This is a genomic window from uncultured Planktomarina sp. (assembly GCA_943788425.1).
Taxonomy (GTDB): domain Bacteria; phylum Pseudomonadota; class Alphaproteobacteria; order Rhodobacterales; family Rhodobacteraceae; genus Planktomarina.
This window is the reverse complement of record CALSQF010000003.1, coordinates 73697-96797: the sequence shown is the minus strand read 5'-3', so window position 1 is coordinate 96797 and position 23101 is coordinate 73697. Positions and strand designations below refer to the sequence as shown.

Below are 23101 nucleotides of genomic sequence, written 5' to 3'. Positions count from 1 at the left end.
ACTGCACGAGGTACAAGCAATCATCTGGCTGGACTGGCCGCTGAACATTCAGTGATCGCCAAATATGCAGGCCGGGCGCACCACATGCTGGCCCATCGGTGGCGCGGTGCACCGAGCGAAATTGATCTGATTTTTGCCGATGGAGATGGGTTGATCTTCACAGAAGTGAAAAAGAGCCGCAGCCATGATGCGGCGCGGCGCAACCTAAGCCACAGGCAGCAAAACCGCGTTTGCCATGCCGCCGCAGAATATCTCGCAGATTCCGGTCGCTCTTTGGCAACAGATATGCACTTTGATCTGGCCTTGGTTGATGGGCAGGGCCACATTCAAGTGATGGAAAATGCCATGATGCAATCGGGCGTTGCCCAAGGGCCGTGACAGAAACAAATTGCCAAAACACCAGTGGGCCCTTAATGAGTCCTAACCCGTTTTGGAAATTTGTCCGAGGTACGCGCATGTCAAAAAAAATTGCCTTTCAAATGGACCCAATGGAATCGGTCAATATTGACGCAGACAGCAGTTTTCATTTAGCGATGGAAGCCCAGGCGCGTGGCCACGAAATCTATTATCACACACCCGGCAGGCTGGCCTTTGAAAATGGCAAAGTCACGGCCAAGGGACAAAAAATGCTGCTGCGGCGCGAGCGCGGCAATCATGTGGATCTTGTCCCGCTGGAGGATTTGGATTTGCACCAGTTTGACGTGGTTTGGTTGCGCCAAGACCCGCCATTTGACATGGGTTACATCACAACCACGCATTTGCTGGACCTTTTGAAACCAGATACTTTGGTCGTCAATGATCCGTTTTGGGTGCGCAATTACCCTGAAAAGCTGTTAATGTTACAATTTCCGGACCTGATCCCTCCGACCACAATTGCGCGCGACTTGGACACGCTCAAAGCATTCCGCGCGCAACATGGTGATGTGATTGTCAAACCGCTCTATGGCAACGGCGGCGCGGGCGTGTTTCGTCTCACCCCAGAAGATCGCAACATCGCCTCATTGCATGAGCTTTTTACGGGAATAAACTCTGAACCGCTGATCATCCAAAAGTTTCTACCGGCCGTCAGTCAAGGCGACAAGAGAGTCATTTTAGTGGATGGTGAGGCGGTGGGTGCGATCAACCGCGTGCCTGCGGCAGGCGAGACTCGCTCCAACATGCATGTTGGCGGTCGGCCCGAAAAAATCGGTCTAACCGCGCGGGACAAAGAAATTTGTACCGCTATTGGGCCCTTACTGCGCGAGAAGGGCCAAATTTTCGTCGGTATTGACGTGATTGGGGATTATCTCACCGAAATCAACGTCACTTCCCCCACGGGCCTGCAAGAATTGCAACGCTTCGATGGAACCAATGTGGCCGGGCTGATTTGGGACGCGATTGAAGCGCGTCTCTAATCTCCGCTCTTAAAACGCTTAGGCCTTCGCCAAACCTCGGATCCAAACTGCGATTTGCCCCATAACGGCCTCCGCAGACCTGTCTGTACCGCAGGCTTGCAAAAAGGCGTGTGGTTGATCTTTGGCCAATAAATGCGTGATCGGGTGATCGGTATGATCGGCCAACCAATCGTTGTCATCGGCAATCGGATCGCATCCAGCTTTCACCAAGAGCAAGGGAGCGCCGGCTTTTGATAGGCGAGCCCGAAAGTCTGACACATCTTCACAACCCAAATGCCCATACATCACCCTGAGCGCTGTATCATTCAGGCCTTCGGAATTGGCGCCAAAGGCGTCATGGGACGGTCCTTCAAGCCCGCCAAATGCCCCGTAAAGGCTGACCATCCCCTGTATTTTTGCCCGCGACGCCATGCCGCCCGCGGCCCAAAGCACCATAGCTCCGCCAGCGCTATCACCGGCCAAAACGATCTCATCGCGCTCGGCCGCGAAGTGCTCGGCGATCTCGGCGGCTTGATCTGCTTGCGCGGGAAACTTATGTTCGGGTGCTAAGCCATAGGGGGCCGCGAAGACCCGCCGGCCAGTCAGCTTTGCCATCCACGAACACAGGGTTTGATGCGTCCAAGGGCTGCCAACGATCCAGCCACCCCCGTGAAAATAGAGGATATCAGCGCCTTCATGCTGCTCTTGCGGTGTGAAACAAAGCCCCGTGCCACTGGCAAATGAGACTTCAGCAATGTCGACTGTCTGGGCGGAGAAATGCGAAATGCTGGCCCGCTGTGCGGCGTAACCCGCGCGCAGCTTAGGCACAGGATCGGTCACCCAATCGAGGGTTGGCATTGCGCTCATGCAAAATCCTCCGGCCGTGCCTCGTGGGCCATATGGTCAAGAACCGCGTTGACAAAACCGCGTTCCTTGCCATCGGGAAAAAATGCCAAGGCCACGTCAACATATTCCACAATCGCCACTTTTGGCGGCGTGTCGCCTTCGACAAACTCCGCACCCGCCGCGCGGAATAAGGCCCGTAACGTTGGGTCTATGCGGGCAATGGGCCATTTAGCAACCAAGGCCCGATCTGTCATCTGATCGATCCGCGCCTGATTGTTGACAGCTCCAGCAATCACCCGATTGAAATGCGCGATATCCCCATCGGCGAGCTGTACCCCATCGAGCTCCACACCCATCCGGTGCTCTTCAAACTCTTGTGACACCACGTCAATCGACAATTGCGAGGCTTCCATCTGGAACAAGGCCTGCACGGCGTACAGGCGACTGGCAGATTTCATGCGGCGCTTTTGATTGCCTGATAAATTAGAACCGCTCATGCTTTTGCCGTCTCCTCAGTGGATAAAAATCCAATTTTTCCTTGGGGCTGCTCCCATTTGCGTGTCAACGCAATCAAATGAAGGGCCGCTGCGGCAGCCCCGCCCCCTTTGTTTTGACCGGCGGTCTCTGCGCGCATTTCGGCTTGTTTGCGGTTTTCAACAGTTAAAATTCCATTGCCGATACAGGCGCCCTGCAGGCCCAAAAGCTGCAGCGCGCGGCTGCTGTCGTTGCACACTGTCTCGTAGTGGGTTGTCTCACCTCGGATGACGCAGCCCAGGGCTACATAGCCGTCAAACTCGGCCCGCCGATGCGCAATAGCAATGGCGGTAGGCACCTCAAGCGCGCCCGGCACTTCCACCAGCTCCCACTGGCCATCTGCAGCCTCAATCTCTGCCTGAGCACCGGCGACCAGTTGATCGGCGATGTCTTTGTAATAGGGTGCCACCACAATGAGCATTTTGACTGGTGCGTCAAAAGATGGGCGAACAAGCGTGTGATGTTGCTCTGCTGCGGCCATTAGTTCGATCCCGAAATTTTTTGTGTGCCAAGAATTTCCAACCCGTAAGCCTCAAGTCCAACAATCTTGGGCTCCGGTGAGTTGGTCAACAAGATAAGCTGTGACAGGCCCAGTGACGACAGAATTTGTGCCCCGACCCCATATTGGCGCAGAGTTTGCGGGCTGCCATCATCCGACGCGCTAATTTTCATGTGCAGATCGCGCAATAAGACCAAGACCCCGCGTCCCTCCTCGGCGATAATTTTCATTGACTGCGAAAATTCAAAGGCCCGCCCCTCGGGACCGGTTCCAATCATATCCAACATCGGATCCAAAGAGTGCATCCGCACCAAAACCGGGGTCTCTGCGCTGATATCCCCTTTAATCAGTGCAATATGCTCAGCCCCTTGGGTTTCATCGTTGAAAATCCGCATCTGCCACTCACCACCGAACTCGGATTGGATAAGCTCCTCGCCTTTCACCCGCACAAGGTTATCATGCCGGCGCCGATAGGATATCAAGTCGGAGATGGTGCCAATTTTAAGACCGTGCAGCTGCGCAAAGCCAATGAGATCAGGCAAACGCGCCATGCTGCCATCTTCATTCATGATCTCGCAAATCACCCCGGACGGGTTCAATCCAGCCAAACGTGAGATATCGACAGCAGCCTCCGTATGGCCAGCCCGGACCAATACGCCGCCATCGCGGGCCCGCAGAGGGAAGACGTGACCAGGCGTTGCGATATCAGCAGCAGTTTTGCCGGCATCAATCGCAATCGCAACCGTATGGGCGCGATCATGGGCGGAAATACCGGTCGTCACACCTTCGCGCGCTTCGATTGAGATCGTAAAAGCGGTTTCATGGCGCGAGGAGTTATAACTCGACATTAATTGCAGACCCAAAGCATCAGTCCGTTCGCTGGTCATGGCCAAGCAAATCAAACCGCGCCCATAGCGGGCCATGAAATTAATCGCCTCTGGCGTCGCCATCTGCGCAGGAATGACCAAATCACCTTCGTTTTCACGATCTTCATGATCAACCAGAACAAACATCCGTCCGTTGCGCGCGTCGTCAATGATCTGCTCGATAGGCGAGATCACGTCAGCCAAATCGCGCTCTACGGCGCCCGGCGTTTCGAATGGTAACAGATTGCTCATGCCCTAACTCCAATCTTGCAAGCGCGCAACGTAGCGTGCCAAAGTATCAATTTCCAAGTTCACGCGGTGGCCCACCGCCGCAGAACCCCAAGTGGTGACAGCCTTCGTGTGTGGAATAAAGTTGATCCCAAAGTCTGTGCCGTTCACCTCGTTCACAGTCAACGAGGTGCCGTTCAATGCGACCGAACCTTTCGGAGCAATAAATTTCGCCAAAGCCTCCGGCGCGCGTAGCGTCACCCGCGTGCTGTCGCCTTCATCGCGCAGGGCGATGATCTCAGCCACGCCATCCACATGGCCTGAAACAATATGCCCGCCTAGCTCATCACCTACCTTCAAGGCCCGCTCCAAGTTGATCGGCCGGCCGGTTTTCCATCCTCCGATATTGGTCAATCTCGAGCTCTCGGCAGACACATCAACACAGAAGCTGTCAGAAGTTTTTTCCACCACCGTCAGGCATACGCCGTCACAAGCAATAGAAGCCCCCATATCGACCCTGGTCACATCATAGCCTGTGGCGATCTCAATCCGCAAATCCCCGCGCTGCACAACAGATCGGATGGTGCCAACGTCAGTTATGATACCTGTAAACATGATGTTCCCCTTTGCGCTGTCCCTATCCTCAGACCCCGCTTGGGGCAAGGGTCACAGTTGGAATTGAAACTGCGACAATTCGCAATTTAGAACAACCCGAAGAAGTTTTTTCAAAAAAAGCCGCCCGATTTCAAACGGTAAGCAGCGGGGTATTTGAAAATGTCAGACGGATTCGGGCGCAATTTCCTGCTGTTAAAGGGCCCGCATGGTCCATTTTTCAACCAGCTCGGGCAGCTATTGGAACAAACAGGCGCAAAAGCTTGGCAGATCGTCTTTAATGGCGGTAACCCATTTTTTTGAGCAATAAAGCGCGCTTCATCGCCCATACCGACAGCTTAGAGGCTTGGCCCACGGCACTCGGCAAGATCATCGCAGAAAAATCCATCACCGATATTGTGTTATATGGTGACACACGTCCAGTGCATGCCGAAGCTATAAAGCTGGCCAAGGGCTTGGGCTCGCGGGTTCATGTTTTTGAAGAAGGCTACTTACGCCCCTGTTGGGTAAATTACGAGCGCGGCGGCGCCAATGGGAATTCCCGTCTGATGGGGATGACCGTGGCGCAAATGCAAAAAGTTCTTCGCAAAGCCAGAATCGACCTCACCGAAGCCTCGGCCCATTGGGGCGATAAAATATGTCGCGTCAAAACGGATAGCGCTTTGGCGAGCACGTTCTACGACAAGCGGCGCCAATCTTGGCGGGTATCTTGACCAATTTTGCGTGCTAAGATTAGCTCAAAGCGCGGTGCCATATGCAAATGCGACAAGGCCAGATCCCCCAAGCCAGCCAGCCCGTCCGCGCCAAGCGCCAAACCAGCCGTATAGAGGATCACATCGTCAACCAATCCGGCCCGCAGCAATGAGGCCGCCAATTGCCCGCCACCCTCACACAAGACCGATGTCAACCCTTTTGCCCCCAAGGCCTGCATAAGCTCTGCCAAATCGAGCTGCCCATCAGGCGCGAGAGGAACCTGTAGGAGCGCGTCGCACTGACTTTGCCAAGCGCCGCTCATACAAGCCTGCGGTCCATGACAAAGCCAAAGCGGCGCAATATCCCGGCTGGTCTGCAAGGCAGGCGCGTCAAAATCTAAATGACGTGAGGCCACAATGCGGACGGGCTGCCTGTTGAGGCCCAAACCGCGCACAGTTAGGCTGGGATTATCTGCCCGGGCCGTGCCGCCGCCGACCAATACCGCGTCATGACAGGCGCGTAGACCATGGACATCGCGCCGCGCCTCAGACCCTGTGATCCACTGACTTTCACCGCGGGCCGTAGCAATGCGGCCATCTAAAGATGTAGCCAATTTTAACGTCACCCGCGGGCGCCCATGCTGCAGGCGGCTAAAAAATCCGCGATGCGCCACCAAAGCCTCTTGGGTTTGGCAGCCAACACTGACCTCAATTCCTGCTGCTTGGAGCTTGGCAATTCCCCGACCGCTGACCCGCGTGTCTGGATCCGCAATCGCCACAACACAGCGAGCAATGCCCGCCGCAATTAACCCGTCAGCGCAGGGCGGCGTTGCTCCGTGATGGGCACAGGGTTCTAGGGTGACAAAGGCTGTAGCCTGGTGCGCTCCGGCCCCTGCCTGTTCTAAAGCCATGGTTTCTGCATGAGGCCTGCCGTCGGGCTGCGTCCAGCCGCGACCAACAATACGCCCGCCTCGAACAATGACGCATCCCACCGCCGGATTGGGCCAAACGGATCCTTGACCGCGCTGACCCAGACTGAGGGCCAGCGCCATAAAGCGCGCGTCACTTAAAGCACTCACTCCTCAGGCGGCAGGTTTGGCCGCAGCTCAGAGACGAATTTATCAAAATCATCGGCAGCTTGGAAATTTTTATAGACACTGGCAAAGCGCACAAAGGCGACCGTATCGATCCGCGCTAAAGATTCCATTACAATCTCACCGATGGATGTAGACGGGATATCTGTATCCCCCATGCTTTCCAACCGGCGCACGATACCAGAAATCATTTGATCCATCCGCTCGGGCTCAACTGGACGTTTTTGCAGGGCAATGCGAATAGAACGTTCAAGTTTGCTCCGGTCAAAATCTTCTCTGCGACCATTTGATTTGATGACCACCAAATCACGCAATTGCACGCGCTCATAGGTCGTAAACCGCCCGCCACAAGCTGGGCAAAATCGCCGCCGCCGAATGGCTACATGATCCTCGGCTGGGCGCGAATCTTTTACCTGAGTGTCAACATTTCCACAAAACGGGCAACGCATGTGCCATCCCCTCTTCGTATTCCGATAGCGCAGAGCGCTTAAACTTCCACAATCCTTATAACATTTCACCACGGTTTGGGTAGAGGAGATTTTAGCCCACTGCATTTTGGGGTGGCTGCCCGATATCACCACTGCCGAAATGAGAAAGGCCCCGCAGAGCGAGGCCGTTTTCATCAAATCTTCACTGCTGTGCCGGACCTATTGGTCGAGAAAGCTCCGCAATTTACGGCTGCGGCTTGGGTGCTTAAGCTTGCGCAGGGCTTTGGCTTCGATCTGGCGAATACGTTCGCGGGTCACGCTGAACTGTTGGCCCACCTCTTCCAAAGTATGGTCTGTATTCATGCCGATTCCGAAGCGCATCCGCAACACCCGCTCTTCGCGCGGGGTCAGACTGGCCAAGACCCGCGTTGTGGTTTCTTTCAGGTTCTCTTGTATCGCACTGTCGAGCGGCAAGACGGCATTCTTATCCTCGATGAAATCACCAAGCTGCGAGTCTTCTTCATCGCCAATTGGCGTCTCCAAAGAAATTGGCTCTTTGGCAATTTTCATGACCTTACGCACTTTTTCCAAAGGCATTTGCAGCTTGGCTGCCAATTCCTCAGGCGTGGGCTCGCGACCGATTTCATGCAGCATTTGGCGCCCCGTGCGCACGAGCTTGTTGATAGTTTCGATCATATGCACCGGAATACGGATGGTGCGCGCTTGGTCCGCTATAGAGCGGGTAATAGCTTGGCGAATCCACCATGTGGCGTAGGTTGAAAACTTATAGCCCCGGCGATATTCAAATTTATCTACCGCTTTCATGAGGCCGATATTGCCCTCCTGGATCAGATCCAAGAATTGCAAGCCGCGATTGGTGTATTTTTTGGCGATCGAGATTACCAAACGCAGATTCGCCTCAACCATTTCTTTCTTGGCTTGGCGTGCTTCTTTCTCGCCTTTTTGTACCTGTTGCACAATGCGGCGGAATTCAGAGATGTCCAGTCCAACATATTGGCCAACCTGCGCCATCTCTGCACGGAGCTCTTCCACTTTATCGACACTACGCTCCATAAACATGGTCCAGCCGCGGCCAGTTTTCTCGCCCATATCGGTCAACCAGTTTGGATCCAGCTCGCGGCCGCGATAGGCATCGATGAACTCACGGCGGTTGATCCGCGCTTGGTCCGCAAGTTTCACCATAGCGCTGTCAATCGACATCACCCTGCGGTTAATGCCGTACAGCTGGTCAATCAACGCCTCAATCCTATTGTTGTGCAGGTGCAATTCATTCACCAATTCAACAATTTCAGAGCGCAGCTTTTGATACTTCGCCTCGGCCCCATCCGAGAAATTTTCATCCTCGTTCAAAGTCGCAGAGATACGCACATCCTGCATCTCAGATAAAAGGATATAATCAGAGGCAATCAGGTCCAGCGTCTCCAGCACCTTGGGCTTTAGAGCCGCCTCCATAGCTGCCAGCGACAGATTGGCCCCTTCATCATCGTCGTCTTCATCGGCGATGATAGGGTTGCCATCCGCATCCAGCTCAGGGCTGGCGCTGGCAGGGCTTTCCGTGGCAACAGGTGTCGCCACAACCGGAGCCTCCTCCTCTTCACCCATATGGTGACCAAAAGTGGTTTCCAGATCAATCACATCGCGCAGCAAAATATCTTCACTCAGCAATTCGTCACGCCAAATGGTGATCGCTTGAAATGTCAGTGGGCTTTCGCAAAGCCCCAAAATCATTGTATTGCGGCCTGCTTCGATCCGCTTGGCTATGGCAATCTCACCCTCGCGGCTCAAGAGCTCCACCGAGCCCATTTCGCGCAGATACATACGCACCGGATCATCCGTCCGGTCGAGTTTTTCATTATTTGCACCCGCAAGCGCTACATCGCGGTTTTGATTGGTGGCCACCAAATCCGTTGGGCCTTTGTCTTCATCTTCTTCAGATTCATGCTCTTCGGTCACCTGAATGCCCATTTCGGAGAGCATCGACATGACGTCTTCGATCTGATCGGACGATACCTGATCGGGTGGCAAAACTGTGTTTAGTTGGTCATAGGTGATATAACCGCGCGCCCGCGCATCACCGATCATCTTTTTGACAGCCGTTTGACTCATATCGATCATCGGTTCATTGGCGTCGGCATCTTGCTTGCGGTCGTCGTTATCCTTGGCGGCCATGCGCTGTGGCTCCTTATCCTTGGGACTCTCACTAAACGTAAAAACGAATCGGTTTTGAAACTGATTCGCTTCGCCATTTAGCCTGATTCGTCCCCCAGTTCCCACCCCCACCGAGCTTAAGGTCGGTTCGGTTTCGAATAATTAATCTGCTGCAGCAGATCATCTAGTGTATTTTGTTCCGCTAATTTTATTTTAAGACCGTTTTTCGCGGTCTTATATTCTGTATCATCTTCCTGGGCGCCCTGGGTCGTGGCTTGCAAATGCTTGGCAGATTCACTGATCCGCCAGGTCAGCCCCTCATCGTCAACATCCGACACATCCAAAACCGCCTCTGCAACCTCCCGCCCATGAGAATCTATAGCAAAAATCTGAGCAAATTCTTGCTGCAGGCAGGCGATCACAAAAGATACATCCGAGCCGTTGCGTACAGAGGGCGCAATCCGCACGTGGGGCATTTGCATCAAGTTTTCAAGTTGCGGCGGCCCAAACACTTGTTCCGCCTCTGACCAAAGCAGCTCAGGCGATCCGGAAAATTGCAACAAAAATTGCTGGAGATCGCGGTGCAGTGGCTTTTCAAACTGCAAATCCTCCAACGCCGCTTCGACCGTGGGCAGGGCTTGCGGGCAGTTGAGCAAACTGGCCAAAATAACCGAATGACGCAGGATATGGCTAGGTTCAGAGCCATTGGCCAGGGCCGAAACACGCGTGCTCGCTTGTGGTATTACAGGCCTATAGCCTGTCTTGGCGGTAAAGCCGCGCACCGATTTCGGCGCGGCCTTTGGTCGGAACAATTGCCAACGCTTGTCCTTTATCGCCTGGCCGTAATGACCGCGAATAGAGGGGTCTTGGATCAGCTTAAGCTTTTCGCGAAGGGCTTTATCCAATGCGGCTTTGCGTTCCGGGCTGTCAAAATTCTTGCCGTAGGTTTCACGCTCCCACAACAAATCCACCATCGGGCGCGCCGCATCCAAAAGCGCTTGCATGGCGCTCGGTCCACCGGCGCGCAGCAAATCATCGGGATCCTGACCTTCGGGCATCACCGCAAAGCGCAAAGATTTTCCCGCCTCCAACAAAGGAAGCGCCAAATCCATAACGCGCTGCGCGGCGCGTATGCCGGCCGTGTCGCCATCCAGAGCGATGATCGGCTCATCACAGATGCGCCACATCAGTTGTAGCTGGGTCTGTGTTATCGCTGTACCCAATGGCGCAACAGAGGCGTTGAACCCCGCCTCCGCCAGGGCTATAACATCCATATATCCCTCTGCAACGATCAAGCTTTGCCCTTTGCCCGAGGCCTCCCGCGCTGGCGCGTGATTATAGAGCGAACGCCCCTTATCAAACAGCTCGGTCTCTGGTGAATTGAGGTATTTGGCCGACTCATTGGGATCCATCGCCCGGCCACCAAAGCCAATACAGCGCTTTTGCGGATCACGGATTGGAAAAATAATGCGATTGCGAAATGTGTCATAGGGGCGTTTGCCCTTATTGGAGGGTTTGGCCAGCCCTGCCGCGAGGATCAGCTCTTCGCTCACACCCTTGCCGGTGAGATGATCCCAAAGCCCTTGCCAGCCGTCCGGCGCATAGCCGATCTCAAAACGCTCCAGTGCCCGCTGTGACAAAGCACGACCCCTCAAATAGGACCGCGCATCTGCCCCGGCTGAGGTGTTCAGCTGCAATCGAAAAAATTGCAGCGCCTGTTCCATAACCTCGGCCAATTGCGTCCTGCGATCGGCTTTTTGCCGCGCCTGCGGGTCGCGCTCGGGCATCGGCATGCCAACCTCACCGGCCAATATCTCCACAGCCTCCATAAAAGAGACATTTTCTGTATCTTTTATAAAGCCCAAAGCATCGCCTTTGGCTTGGCAACCAAAACAATAATAATATCCCTTTTGATCATCCACATGAAAGCTTGCAGTTTTCTCTTGATGAAACGGACAGGGTGCCCACATATCGCCCTTGCCTTGATTGGATTTGCGTGTGTCCCACATCACCTTGCGCCCAACGACCTGAGAGATCGAAGCTCGACTGCGCAATTCATCCAAAAATCCTGGTGGCAATGACATGGGGTTTTCTAAACCAAATGCGCGCGCGCGGCCACTGATTCCATCGCGCAGGTCAAATCATGCAGCAGGGTTTGCGTCATGGAGCGAAACACCATCACCCGAAACCGCGACTTGCCAAGGCAAGAGATCACCGCCTGCATATGCATCAATGCGCTGCGCTGGCTCATGCCCGTTTTGAAATATTTGACCCGCAGATCCAAAGGCGTGAGATGGGCTAAAACAGCGCGCACATCCGCACCATTTAGCTCCAACACAGTCCAGCCATCACCAACATCAGTCACCGCCGCATGACGGGTCAAGCGGCCAGACGGCGTTGCGCCCGCCACAGCAATATGTGCGTGATCAAACCAGAGCGCATGGACCCCGCCTTTGCGTTTCAGCTCATTGGGACCGGGCCATTCCAGTCCCAGTTGCGTGTTGAACGCAGAGGCCGCTTGAGCCGCCTGCCCCTTATAGGGTGCCAGCAGATACAGCGGTGCTTGCACTTCACGAACCGAAACCGTGCCGATCTCCAAGGGCAGCCTCGCGCCCGCAGCCGATGTTTCATAAAGCTCAACCACGAAGCTGCCTCCCCTCTGGATCAAAAAATACAGGCGCACAGACCTCGCAAAGCGTGGTGACACCGCTCAAATGCTCCACCATCTTGATCTTCTGCCCATGGCGATTGCGCCCATCGCGCAGAAATGCCTGGGCAATTACAGACCCTAAGGTCGGAGAATAACACATGGAGGTCACATAGCCCTCGTCATTCTCAGAAACAGCTTGCGCCTCTGGCGCAAAAAGATGCGCGCCGGGAATAATCTGCTTCACCTCACCGATGGGCCGCAACCCCACGAGCTGATCGCGCTCGGGCCCGACAAGCCCTGGCCGTGCCGCCATGGTTTTGCCGATACAGTCTTTGCCTGCCGACACCATCCGCTCAAGACCAATGTCAAACGCAGTGGTGCGCCCATGAATTTCCGCATGGGTGATAAAGCCCTTTTCAATACGCAAGACATTGAGCGCTTCGAGACCATAAGCCCCGCCACCCAGCGCCTCGGCCCGCTCGAGCAGCAGTTGAAAAAGGCTTTCACCGTAGCGCGCGGGCACCGCCAATTCGTAAGCATGTTCCCCAGAGAAAGAGATCCGAAACAACCGCGCGGCAATGCCGCCCAATTGCACAGCTTTATACCCCATATACGGCAAGGTTTCATCGCTTATCTTGCGATCTAATATACCGTTAAGCAAAGCGCGGGCTTCTGGCCCCGCCACGGCAAATTGCGCCCAATGCTCTGTGACAGATGTAAAGCTCACATCGAAATCTGGTCGCAGCCCTTGATGAACGAAATCCAAATGCCGCATCACCTGCCCGGCCGCTGCGGTGGTCGTGGTCATCAGATAGTGCTGCGCGCCAATTCTGGCACAGGTGCCGTCATCCATAACGTGACCGTCTTCACGCAACATCAACCCATAGCGCACCCGGTTCTGTTTCAGACTGGCAAAAGAGTTGGTGTAAAGCAGATCCAGAAAAGCAGCCGCATCCGGACCTTGGATATCAATTTTTCCCAAGGTCGAGACATCGCAAATGCCAACTGCCGTGCGCACCATCTGCACCTCGCGATCACAGGATTGCCGCCAATGGGTCTCACCTTCGAGCGGGAAATAGCTCGGCCGATACCACAGCCCCGCCTCAACCATCGGCGCGCGGCGGTCTTTGCTGATCTGGTGAGAGGTCAAAAGCCGCTCTGGCGCAAAGCCTTTGCCATGTCCACCTGCGCCAAGGGCGGCCAGGGCGACGGGCACATAGGGCGGACGGAAGGTGGTCGCGCCCGTTTCCGGTATGCCTCGACCGGTGGCATCGGCCAAAACCGCAAGCGCGGCAGTATTGGAGTTTTTGCCCTGATCAGTGGCCATGCCTTGGGTGGTGTAGCGTTTCATATGCTCGACCGAGCGAAAATTTTCCTGAACGGCCTGTTTGATATCTTTGACCGTCACATCATTTTGAAAATCAAGCCACGCCCGCCCGGTGCCGCCGACATCCCAAAACGGGGTGATCTCATAGGGGGTGTCCTCCGCAACAGGCAGCGCGCTTGGCTTGACCCGTTTCCCCAGCGCCTTGGCCAAAGTCAGGGCCTCTTCCTGCCCCTGCGCCAAAGCGCCTTGCGTGCTCATTTCCCCTGCGGCAGCGCCCGCCGCCACCAAGCCAGCAACGGCGCCCGGCTGGGGTGTGAAACTTGCCAAAGCCGGATCCCAAATCGGGCGGCCGTTCATGTGACAGGTTAAATGCACTGAAGGATTCCATCCGCCCGAAACGCCCAGCGCATCGCAGTCAATCGTTTTCACCGACCCGTCGCTTTGCCGAATATCAATGCTTTTCAAACCCAATCGCCCGCGGCTGCCGGTGACCACTGCGCCTGTATAAAGCGGGTAATCGCCCAAGGGGCGCACCTCGGCGCGGCTGTCGATCATAGCCGCAACCTCAACACCTGCCTCCATAAAATCTCGCGCCGTGCGATGCGCATCGGCGTTATTGCCGAAGATCGCCACTCTTTGGCCGGGGCTCACCCCAAACCGGTTGAGGTAGCTGCGCATGGCACCCGCGGTCATAATGCCGGGACGATCATTGTTTTCAAAGGCGATTTGCCGCTCCAGAGCGCCCGCGCATAGGATCGCTCCCTTGGTATAAATGCGCCAAAAAGTTTCGCGCGGCAATCCGTCCGGGATCGCCTGCAACCCCGGCCCGACGCGCTCCAGGGCACCGAACACCCCTTGGTCATAAGCGCCGGTCACAGTGGTATTTGCCATGATCCGCACCGAGGCCAGCCCGGACAATTCAGCCAATACCGCCTGGACCCAAGCCACAGCTGGCATCCCGTCAATATACTCCATTTCCGATAAGAGGCGGCCACCCAGCTGGTCATGTTCATCGGCCAAAATGACGTCCAATCCAGCCCGTCCTGCCGTCAAGGCTGCCATAAGCCCCGATGGACCGGCACCGATGATCAATACATCGCAATGCGCATAGGCTTTTTCGTAAATCTCATCGTCATAACGGGTCGACAAAGCTCCAAGACCCGCCGCCCGGCGAATGGCAGGCTCATAGACCCATTCCCAAAATTTCCGTGGCCACATAAAGGTTTTGTAATAAAATCCAGCCGATAGAAAGGGTGCCAAAACGTCATTTATCGCCAAAGCATCACATTTCAAGGACGGCCAAGCATTCTGCGGCATGGCCACCAGCCCATCGTAGAGCGGCAGCATCGTGGCGCGGCTGTTGGGCTCGCGCGCCAAACCGCGCGCCACAGTCACCAGCGCATTTGGCTCCTCCGATCCGCAAGTGACAATCCCTCTTGGGCGGTGGTACTTGAATGATCGGCCAACAAGCCTTTGACCATTGGCCAAAAGGGCGCTGGCCAAAGTGTCGCCGGCGAAGCCCTCGAAGCTCTGGCCGCCAAACGTGAACCCTAGGACGCGATTTCGGTCAACCAATCCTTTACCGACCACTCTCACGGCTGATTTCCTTTGACCAAACGCGCAGAGATAACCGCATGTGAAACCGTATCACGGCGCAACGCAAGCCAGGCGCCGCAGCCAAATTCATGATGCCAAAGGTCCTCAGTTATCCCGGCCGGGTTCTCGCGGTTGTGCAGATAGTCATCCCAGGCCTCCGCCCCCGCATCGGGCGCGGGCCGCGCAAGAGCTGTGGCATGGCCAGAATAGTAAAACTCACGCCGATCTCGCGTGCCGCAAAGAGGACAGTCTATGCGCATGGGCGGCCTCCTGTGTCGCAGCGCATAGACAGTCCATAATCAAAAAAAATCATCCGACCGATCCTAATGCAAATTATGTTGGGCACCTGTGCCCTCTTCATCCATCAACCCGCGCCCACTGCGGAAACGATCGAGGCGGAAGCGCGCAGCGGCGGCATGCGGGCGATCTGTGGCCAAAAGATGTGCAAAACAATGGCCAGACGCCGGCACAGCCTTAAACCCACCATAACACCAGCCCGCGTTCAAATATAAACCCTCAATATGGGTTTTATCTATAATGGGTGAGCCATCGGGCGTCATATCCATTATGCCACCCCAGCTGCGCAGCATCCGCGCCTTGCCGATCATCGGCATAAGCGTCATCCCAGCCTCTGCCACATGCTCGACCATAGGCAGATTGCCACGGGCGGCGTAGCTGGCATACATATCGAGATCGCCCCCAAAGACCAACCCCCCCTTGTCCGATTGGCTGATATAAAAATGCCCCATGCCAAAGCTTATGACGTGATCAATACAGGGCTTCAGCCCCTCGGTGACAAAGGCCTGTAGCACATGGCTTTCGATGGGAAGGCGCATGCCTGCCATGGCCGCCACTTGGCTGGAGCGCCCCGCGACAACCATCGCCACTTTCTTTGCGCGGATGGCACCGCGGCTGGTTTGCACGCCGCGCACCGCACCTTGCGTGATGTCAATGCCGGTCACCTCACAATTTTGAATCAAATCCACACCAAGCCGATCCGCCCCCCGCGCATAGCCCCAAGCAACAGCATCATGCCGCGCCGTACCCGCCCGCCGCTGCAACAGGCCGCCATAAATCGGGAAACGCCCCTGATCATAGTCGAGGTAAGGCACCATCTTGCGCAATTGCGCGACGGACAATAGCTCAGCATCATCACCTTGGTTTAAGATGGAATTGGCCCGACGAATGGCCGCATCTCTTTGTCCATCACTGTGAAACAGGCCAATTTGCCCGCGCTGGGAATGCATCACATTGTAGTTGAGATCCGCCTCCAGCCCTTCCCAGAGCTTCAAAGAATGCGAATAGAATTCCGAGTTCCCCGGCAAAAAGTAATTGGCCCGAACAATGGTCGTGTTGCGGCCTATATTGCCGCCGCCAATGTAGCCTTTCTCCAGCACGGCAATGCGCTTAAGCCCATGTTCTTTTGCCAGGTAGTAAGCAGTCGACAGCCCATGTCCACCGCCTCCAATGATCACAATGTCATAAGCCTCCGCTGGCTCTGGATCGCGCCAATGCGCCCGCCAACCCCCGTTACCGGTCAAGCCTTGAGTCAGGACTTTCAGAGCTGAAAACCGCATGTCTTAAACCTGCAAATTGAAACACGCGTCAGTGAATGAAAATATGCCGAGTTTGGCAAGAGGGAATACAAAATTCCGTGGCTCTGATCGCCACAACTTGCGCCTGAACATCAAACCGGTTGAATGGGCCAGTCTTCCGCAGGCGCGTCCAAGCGGGCCAAAATAGTTTCACCGGCGACCGCTGTTTGCCCCAAGCCGACAGCAGGTTCCACGCCTTCGGGCAGGAAAATGTCCAAACGGCTGCCAAAGCGGATCAAGCCAAACCGCTCGCCCACGCCCAAATGCGCGCCCACTTTTGTGAAACACACAATGCGGCGCGCCACGAGGCCAGCGATCTGTGTCACCCCGATTCTGGTTTTATCGGCAGTTTCAATGGTGATCGAGTTCCGCTCATTGTGCTCGCTCGCCTTGTCTAAGGAGGCGTTAAGAAACTTGCCATGATGATAACTTATCGCCACCACCGTGCCGGCCATGGGGGCTCGGTTCACATGACAGTTGAAGACATTCATGAACACAGACACGCGCGTCAGAGGTTTATCGCCCAGTTGCATATCTGATGGCGGCACGGTCTTAGTGATCAAAGACACCACCCCATCGGCGGGAGAAAGGATAAGCCCCGGCCTTTGCGCCACAGAGCGCACTGGGTCACGAAAAAAGTAATAACACCAGATCGTTAGACCCAGACCAAGCCAAAATAACGGCTCCCACACCAGCCAAAGCACGGCGGTCACAGCCGCAAATATCGCCACAAATTTGCGTCCTTCAGGGTGCATAGGAACGGTGATGACTTTCATCATATTCATCAGATTAGATCCAATTCAAAGTTGTTAAGATCACGAAAAGCGCAAAAATCCCATTCAGACAAAGCATAGAAAAAACCGCGAATGATCCGAGGTCTTTGGCATGTTTTGCCGCAAGTGACCACTCCGGTGATACAAGATCGACAATTTCTTCAATCGCGGTGTTGAGCGCTTCTGTTACAATCGTCAGCCCAAGCAATAGCATGGATATGCCGATATGAGTGGTTTCGGCCCCAATCCAGATCAAGATCGCAACAATAAAAAGACCCATCAAAAGCTGATGACGAAACGCTGTTTCCCGCCAGAGTCGCCGCGCTCCGGCGATAGAGTAACATGCAGCGGCGAACAGATGGGGGAGTCCCTCGATTTTGTCAGGTTTTCGTGGGTTATTGCTCATCCGTTGCTCCCAGAGCCGGCAAAGATTTCGCGCTCACGATTGGGCTCGGGCTTAGGCGCGACAGATACAATGGAGCCAACGGTCTGAACCATCCCACAACTTAAGACCTTTTGGCCGCTTTTTTTGCACGTTTTGAGAGACTGAAAATAGGAATCATCATCAAATAAATCACATTGGCAAACAACAGCGTATACCAAGGGAATACAAACAGGCTGATAACAAAGGCCACCGCCAATAAAATCACCGGCAGTCGCATGGAGGCGGGGAAGGTTGTGCCCTTTAGCGACATGGTTGGAAATGTACCCACCGCAAGACCCGCACAGACCACGACGAATGCAATGGCCGCCTCAACATAATGACCGGCCACATCCACCCCGGCCATAACCAAAAAAAGCGGCGACAGTCCCAAACAGGCCAATGCGGGCGCCGGCACTCCGACAAAATCAACCGATTTCACCCCATCCGACTGGCTAACATTAAAGCGCGCCAAGCGAAGGGCGCAGCAGATTGAAAAGATCATGACAGCGATCCACCCAAATCTCGCAGCCTCCGAGGCTGCAAAAATTGTGAAATAGATCACCAAAGGTGTCGCGATCCCGAAATTGAAAAAATCGGCCAGCGTGTCCAATTCGGCACCAATTTTACTTTCACTTTTCATAACCCGCGCCAGCCCGCCATCCGCGGCATCCAAAATCATCGCCAAAACCAGCAGATATACGGCTACGCCGACGTTACCTTGCAGTGCCGAACGCACCGCTGTTAACCCGACGCATATACCAAAAATCGTGACGATATTTGGCAACATCATGGATAGTGGCTCTCGTGGAGAGGGAGATGAAGATTTCATGTGACCCCAAAGAATCGCGCTATTCAAACGTGAAAGCCAGACAGATTTATCGAAAACAATGCTGCCACCAACAGTCCAGTCCCAGCGATGCTGTCCTAGCAGAAATCATTTTCTTTTTCAACATGACGCGCACAGGCGCAGCCCAGCGCCCAAACCGGCGAGATACCGTGGCATTGACGCCTGTTACACGGCGGGTCGATAGGCGGTTGTCGCTCCATGAGACTGGTTCGCACCGCGTGCCAACAGCGCTACAACCCCTTGTTTTTGTAAGATGCCGCGACCTTTTGGATGCTGATCAGATAGGCCGCGGTCCGCAGATCTGGCACGTCGGCGCGCCGCCGCCACACCTCTGCCATATCTTTATATGCGCCGCGCATGGTGTCATCGAGGCCAGAACGCACCAGCTCTAATTCACTGGCGCCTTTAAGATATTTCTCTTTAAAATTTGGAGTCAGCTGCCAATTGACATTGCTGGATTTGCTCAATCGCTCCAATTCATTGACAATAAGTTGGTTGCGCGACTCCTCGCGCCGCCGCTCCATACGGCCAAAGCGAATATGGCTAAGATTTTTTACCCATTCGAAATAAGAGACTGTCACGCCGCCCGCATTGGCATACATATCCGGGATAATCACCACGCCCCGCTCACGCAAAATAGCATCGGCCCCGGCCGTCACTGGCCCATTGGCCGCCTCGACGATCAAACGCGCCTGCACCCGATTGGCGTTGTCACGGTGGATAACCCCCTCCAAGGCCGCTGGGATCAAAATATCACAATCTGCCTCCAAAACGCTGGCCCCGTCCGAGGTATAGCTGCCGCCCTCAAATCCCTTCACCCCGCCATGTTCGGCGACCCAAGCCTTGAGCGCCTCAATGTCCAAACCATCGAGATTTTGGACCGCCCCGTCCCGCTCAATCACCCCTGTGATCCGCGCGCCATCCTCCTCCCGTAAGAATTTCGCTGCGTGATAGCCCACATTGCCCAACCCCTGCACAATGATAGCTTTGGACTCAAGATCTCCAGACAGCCCAGCCGCCGCCAGATCTTCGGGGTGACGAAAAAATTCTTGCAAAGCATATTGCACCCCGCGGCCCGTTGCCTCCGTACGCCCTTCAATCCCACCGCCGCTCACCGGCTTGCCGGTCACGCAGGCTCGGGCATTGATGTCGGTTGTATGCATCCTTTGATATTGATCGGCAATCCAAGCCATTTCCCGCTCGCCCGTGCCCATATCCGGTGCTGGCACATTTTGCGACGGGTGGATCAAGTCACGTTTTATCAACTCATAGGCAAAGCGCCGGGTGATTTGCTCTAATTCATGCTCATCATAGGCCAAAGGATCTATCCGCAGGCCACCCTTTGAGCCGCCATAGGGCGCATCAACCAAAGCACATTTATAGGTCATCAAAGCGGCGAGCGCCTCTACCTCATCTTGGTTAACGCCGAGCGCATAACGAATGCCTCCTTTTACAGGCTCCATATGTTCCGAATGCACCGCACGATAGCCGGTGAATGTCGTCATCTGACCACGCAAACGCACACCAAAGCGCACCGTGTAGGTGGCATTGCAAACCCTAATTTTTTCCGCCAATCCTGGCGATAAATCCAAAAGCGCCACGGCGCGATTGAACATGATATTAACACTGTCGCGAAAACTTGGCTCAGATGCGTTAGAGACGTTCATGAAACCTATCCTAAATGGCAGTTGAATATTCTAACAGAAGCCTAGCGCAGTTAATGTGAAATAAAATGCCTATTCTCTCATAATTTCGTGTTCATTTGGGGAGAATCTGCGCGCGCTTTGAGCAAAACCGCCAAACTATCCGACATAAATTTTGCCTCTGACGGCGCAGTGACCCCGCCAATGCCAACCCGCGTGCCGAATTTCCAGTATAGGCCCGGTATCCAGGCCCGCTCAGTCTTGTTTTGCAAGCTCACAACAAAGCCATTGGAGGGTTTGAATGCGAACACGCCCCGCTCCACGCGCAAAATATCATCCATCGCAGCCAAAATTCGGCCATCCTCAAAATATAGCCCAGTGGGACGCAACTCAATATGGCCCCGAGTGCCCCTTTGCATGGCGCGGGCCATCCAAAGAACAGCCGCCGCAATGCCAACCAAGAACAGCTTATGCACAAATCCCGCATCTATAGTGACCGTCAGATACAGGAGCAAAAATCCGAGCAGCATCATGACAAACAGGCCAAAGCCACGGCGTACTGGCGAGGCTTTGAGACGGGCTATTGTAGAATCTGACATTGCGGCCTTCCTTAAATTTCACTTGTTAGGCGGACACCTCGCGATCTACCTGCCTTGAAACACGCCACGATGGAAGGTTAAAATTTGCTTTAGCGGCGCACCACCACCTTATAGCCGCGCTCTTCGGGTTCATCATCAACCAGTTCCTGCGGAAAGCCTGGAGCTTGAATGCTCAATCCCGTAGCCTCTTCCAGACGCTCAATGATCCGATCCGATTGCGCGCGCGCACCATAGCGTTTTTGCCCGTCGCCCATGATGTCAATAATCATCGGTGAGATTTCCAAAGGCACGCCGTGATCATCGGCAATCTTTTGAAACAAGCCAATGTCCTTTTGCACCAAATCCATTGTGAAGTTCACATCTCGCGACCCCGAAAGGATCAACTGGCTTTCGGTTTCATGCACAAAGGAGGTGCCAGATGACATCGCGATGGCCTCATAGGTCATGCCAAGATCCATTCCGGCCGCTTTCATCACGGTCAATGCTTCGCAAACCGTGATCAAATTGGCTGTTGCGAGGTAATTGGTCATCACTTTCAAAATACTGGAATTTCCAACATCTCCCACATGCAAAATCCGGCGCCCCATATAGGTCAGAATTGGTAACACTTTATCAAAGGTCTCACGCGTGCAGCCGGCATAGATCGAGATATTGCCCGTATCGGCCCGGTGGCAACCGCCCGACACCGGACAATCAACCGCTTCACCGCCGGCGGCCAAAACCAAAGCCCCCAGCCGCTTCACCTCAGTGGCATCTGTTGTCGACATCTCCATCCAAATCTTGCCGGGCCCAACATGCGGTAACATCTCACTCACGACGGCATCACAGGCACCTGGGCTCGGCAGGCAGGTAATTACCGCATCACAGTCTTGCATCAATTGCGCCGGGCTTGACCCATCTTTGGCACCACGCGCCATAAAATCTGCTACAAAGGCGGCGTTGAGATCATGAACGCTCAGATCCATACCGTTGCGCAGCAAACTGCCCGCCAACTTGCCTCCAACATTGCCCAACCCAATAAATCCAACTTTCATCTGTTCTCTCCCGAATGAAGTTTCATGGTAGAAAAGCAACCATTGCCGACATGTCGCCCTCATTTGCGACGCTTGTCATCTCGCTTGTGATTTTGCAGTGTGTTTTCATGGAAAACCCGGACGACCTTGCCGCTGGCATTGAAACCACAACACAATTCAAACGATTTTCGCAACGAAATGATGTGTTCTCCCGCGCCTTTTGGGACGATACCGTCCGCAGTGCAGCGTCACAGGCTTTTTTCGGGAGCTATCGCATGGAAGCCACGCGCCGTCGCGGCGATGGGTTTACCCAAAAAGATTTTGCCCTGCGCAATGCCAGTTGGTTGATTTCAGACATTATGACAGATCGTTTCGCCGCAGACGGCCGGCGCGAGGGCTTTCAAGCCCCTATCAGCAATGACACACCCGTCGCCGGGGAAAAGCTGCAGTTTGAAACCCCGGGCGCCGCCGCTGCCAATATCAAAAAAGTGGCCCGCTTCTTCGGGGCAGATCTGTGCGGTGTGACCAGCCTGGACCCGCGATGGCTGTATGAGGATCGGGTCGATGTGCGCGATATGTCCACAGCGCCCCTTGGCCTGCCAGAGGGGTTGACGCATGTGGTGGTGCTCGGCCACGAAATGAATCGGGAATTGGTGCGCAGTTATCCCTCCGCTCTGGCTGGTGCCGCCACGGGGCGCGAATACAGCCATGAGGCGGCGATCGTTATGCAGCTGGCGGCCTATATCCGCAATTTAGGCTATCAAGCCGTTGCCTCTATGAACGACACCGGTTTGGTTATCCCCATGGCGGTGCAGGCCGGCTTGGGCGAATACGCGCGGAACCAATTGGTAATCACGCCAGAATTCGGGCCACGGCTCCGTTTTTCAAAAATCTTTACCGATATGCCACTAGACGCAGACCGTCCAAAACGACCCGGTGTTGCAAAATTTTGCGATATATGTACCAAATGTGCGGATGCCTGCCCGGTCAAAGCACTGCCGCTCGGGCCACCCAAATTTGGCGGCGGCCGATCTGCCATCCAAGGCGTCAAAAAATGGACATCGGATGCAGAAAAATGCTTCTCCTTTTGGACCAAACTGAGCAGTGATTGCGCAATTTGCATGCGGGTTTGCCCGTTCAACCGCGACTTTAGAAGCTGGCCGCAGAGGCTTTGGCTGAAATTGGCTCTTTCACCAGCCCGAGGCCTGGCGCTCTGGCTTGATCGCTGGCGCCAGGGACGGCTGAAACCCGCGCAATGGTGGTCGCGGCCTTGATGTTGATTTCACAGCGCCA

The 23101-nt window shown here is 54.8% G+C and carries 23 protein-coding genes; 4 read left to right on the top strand and 19 right to left on the bottom strand.

Features of this window, described 5'->3' with window-relative positions; translation table 11 throughout:
• Nucleotides 1–51: 51 nt before the first annotated feature.
• Complete coding sequence (locus tag ABLW18_RS03025; protein WP_347823394.1) at nucleotides 52–378, top strand: YraN family protein; 327 nt, start codon at nucleotides 52–54, stop codon at nucleotides 376–378.
• Between the two features lie 77 nt (nucleotides 379–455).
• A complete protein-coding gene (gshB, locus tag ABLW18_RS03020; RefSeq protein WP_347823393.1) occupies nucleotides 456–1394 on the top strand; it encodes a glutathione synthase in 939 nt (312 codons plus the stop codon).
• Nucleotides 1395–1412: 18 nt separating this feature from the next.
• Here the strand turns inward: gshB and ABLW18_RS03015 are convergent, their stop codons facing one another.
• The 5 genes from ABLW18_RS03015 to ABLW18_RS02995 are packed head-to-tail and all read right to left on the bottom strand — an operon-like array spanning nucleotide 1413 to nucleotide 4961.
• Entirely contained in the window at nucleotides 1413–2240 is an 828-nt protein-coding gene (locus tag ABLW18_RS03015) for an alpha/beta hydrolase fold domain-containing protein (RefSeq protein WP_347823392.1), read from the bottom strand.
• Nucleotides 2237–2716, bottom strand: coding sequence for a transcription antitermination factor NusB (gene nusB, locus ABLW18_RS03010; RefSeq protein ID WP_347823391.1), 480 nt, complete (start codon nucleotides 2714–2716; stop codon nucleotides 2237–2239). The genes ABLW18_RS03015 and nusB overlap by 4 nt, the downstream gene beginning before the upstream one ends.
• Nucleotides 2713–3234, bottom strand: coding sequence for a 6,7-dimethyl-8-ribityllumazine synthase (locus tag ABLW18_RS03005; protein WP_347823390.1), 522 nt, complete (start codon nucleotides 3232–3234; stop codon nucleotides 2713–2715). Before ABLW18_RS03005 ends, nusB begins: the two co-directional genes overlap by 4 nt.
• Nucleotides 3234–4370, bottom strand: coding sequence for a 3,4-dihydroxy-2-butanone-4-phosphate synthase (ribB, locus tag ABLW18_RS03000; RefSeq protein WP_347823389.1), 1137 nt, complete (start codon nucleotides 4368–4370; stop codon nucleotides 3234–3236). Before ribB ends, ABLW18_RS03005 begins: the two co-directional genes overlap by 1 nt.
• Nucleotides 4371–4373: 3 nt before the next feature.
• Nucleotides 4374–4961, bottom strand: a complete 588-nt coding sequence (locus ABLW18_RS02995; protein ID WP_347823388.1) for a riboflavin synthase — start codon at nucleotides 4959–4961, stop codon at nucleotides 4374–4376.
• A 296-nt stretch (nucleotides 4962–5257) separates the two neighbouring features.
• Between ABLW18_RS02995 and ABLW18_RS02990 the strand changes: the two genes are divergently transcribed.
• Nucleotides 5258–5671, top strand: a complete 414-nt coding sequence (locus ABLW18_RS02990) for a hypothetical protein (RefSeq protein WP_347823387.1) — start codon at nucleotides 5258–5260, stop codon at nucleotides 5669–5671.
• Here the strand turns inward: ABLW18_RS02990 and ribD are convergent.
• The 14 genes from ribD to ABLW18_RS02920 form a co-directional block, all read right to left on the bottom strand.
• Nucleotides 5635–6702, bottom strand: coding sequence for a bifunctional diaminohydroxyphosphoribosylaminopyrimidine deaminase/5-amino-6-(5-phosphoribosylamino)uracil reductase RibD (gene ribD / locus ABLW18_RS02985; RefSeq protein ID WP_347823417.1), 1068 nt, complete (start codon nucleotides 6700–6702; stop codon nucleotides 5635–5637). The genes ABLW18_RS02990 and ribD overlap by 37 nt on opposite strands.
• A gap of 23 nt (nucleotides 6703–6725) precedes the next feature.
• Nucleotides 6726–7193 carry a transcriptional regulator NrdR gene (gene nrdR / locus ABLW18_RS02980; RefSeq protein ID WP_347823386.1) on the bottom strand — a complete coding sequence of 156 codons (468 nt, stop codon included), beginning with the start codon at nucleotides 7191–7193 and terminating at the stop codon, nucleotides 6726–6728.
• Nucleotides 7194–7391: 198 nt separating this feature from the next.
• Nucleotides 7392–9362, bottom strand: a complete 1971-nt coding sequence (gene rpoD, locus ABLW18_RS02975) for an RNA polymerase sigma factor RpoD (RefSeq protein ID WP_347823385.1) — start codon at nucleotides 9360–9362, stop codon at nucleotides 7392–7394.
• A 116-nt stretch (nucleotides 9363–9478) separates the two neighbouring features.
• Complete coding sequence (gene dnaG / locus ABLW18_RS02970) at nucleotides 9479–11425, bottom strand: DNA primase (RefSeq protein WP_347823384.1); 1947 nt, start codon at nucleotides 11423–11425, stop codon at nucleotides 9479–9481.
• 8 nt (nucleotides 11426–11433) lie between these two features.
• Entirely contained in the window at nucleotides 11434–11985 is a 552-nt protein-coding gene (locus ABLW18_RS02965; RefSeq protein ID WP_347823383.1) for a sarcosine oxidase subunit gamma family protein, read from the bottom strand.
• Nucleotides 11978–14914 carry a sarcosine oxidase subunit alpha family protein gene (locus ABLW18_RS02960; protein WP_347823382.1) on the bottom strand — a complete coding sequence of 979 codons (2937 nt, stop codon included), beginning with the start codon at nucleotides 14912–14914 and terminating at the stop codon, nucleotides 11978–11980. The genes ABLW18_RS02965 and ABLW18_RS02960 overlap by 8 nt, the downstream gene beginning before the upstream one ends.
• The gene (locus tag ABLW18_RS02955; protein ID WP_347823381.1) at nucleotides 14911–15174 is read right to left on the bottom strand and encodes a sarcosine oxidase subunit delta; all 264 of its coding nucleotides are present in this window, start codon (nucleotides 15172–15174) and stop codon (nucleotides 14911–14913) included. The genes ABLW18_RS02960 and ABLW18_RS02955 overlap by 4 nt, the downstream gene beginning before the upstream one ends.
• A gap of 63 nt (nucleotides 15175–15237) precedes the next feature.
• Nucleotides 15238–16491 carry a sarcosine oxidase subunit beta family protein gene (locus ABLW18_RS02950; protein WP_347823380.1) on the bottom strand — a complete coding sequence of 418 codons (1254 nt, stop codon included), beginning with the start codon at nucleotides 16489–16491 and terminating at the stop codon, nucleotides 15238–15240.
• 110 nt (nucleotides 16492–16601) lie between these two features.
• Nucleotides 16602–17294, bottom strand: a complete 693-nt coding sequence (locus ABLW18_RS02945; RefSeq protein ID WP_347823379.1) for a phosphatidylserine decarboxylase — start codon at nucleotides 17292–17294, stop codon at nucleotides 16602–16604.
• 4 nt (nucleotides 17295–17298) lie between these two features.
• A complete protein-coding gene (locus tag ABLW18_RS02940; RefSeq protein WP_347823378.1) occupies nucleotides 17299–17688 on the bottom strand; it encodes a diacylglycerol kinase in 390 nt (129 codons plus the stop codon).
• Between the two features lie 100 nt (nucleotides 17689–17788).
• A complete protein-coding gene (locus tag ABLW18_RS02935) occupies nucleotides 17789–18535 on the bottom strand; it encodes a phosphatidylcholine/phosphatidylserine synthase (protein WP_347823377.1) in 747 nt (248 codons plus the stop codon).
• Nucleotides 18536–18783: 248 nt separating this feature from the next.
• Nucleotides 18784–20220 carry a Glu/Leu/Phe/Val dehydrogenase gene (locus ABLW18_RS02930; protein ID WP_347823376.1) on the bottom strand — a complete coding sequence of 479 codons (1437 nt, stop codon included), beginning with the start codon at nucleotides 20218–20220 and terminating at the stop codon, nucleotides 18784–18786.
• A 77-nt stretch (nucleotides 20221–20297) separates the two neighbouring features.
• Nucleotides 20298–20795 carry a hypothetical protein gene (locus ABLW18_RS02925; RefSeq protein ID WP_347823375.1) on the bottom strand — a complete coding sequence of 166 codons (498 nt, stop codon included), beginning with the start codon at nucleotides 20793–20795 and terminating at the stop codon, nucleotides 20298–20300.
• 89 nt (nucleotides 20796–20884) lie between these two features.
• Nucleotides 20885–21829 carry an NAD(P)-dependent oxidoreductase gene (locus ABLW18_RS02920; RefSeq protein WP_347823374.1) on the bottom strand — a complete coding sequence of 315 codons (945 nt, stop codon included), beginning with the start codon at nucleotides 21827–21829 and terminating at the stop codon, nucleotides 20885–20887.
• A gap of 107 nt (nucleotides 21830–21936) precedes the next feature.
• Between ABLW18_RS02920 and ABLW18_RS02915 the strand changes: the two genes are divergently transcribed.
• Entirely contained in the window at nucleotides 21937–23082 is a 1146-nt protein-coding gene (locus tag ABLW18_RS02915; protein WP_347823373.1) for a reductive dehalogenase, read from the top strand.
• Nucleotides 23083–23101 lie beyond the last annotated feature (19 nt).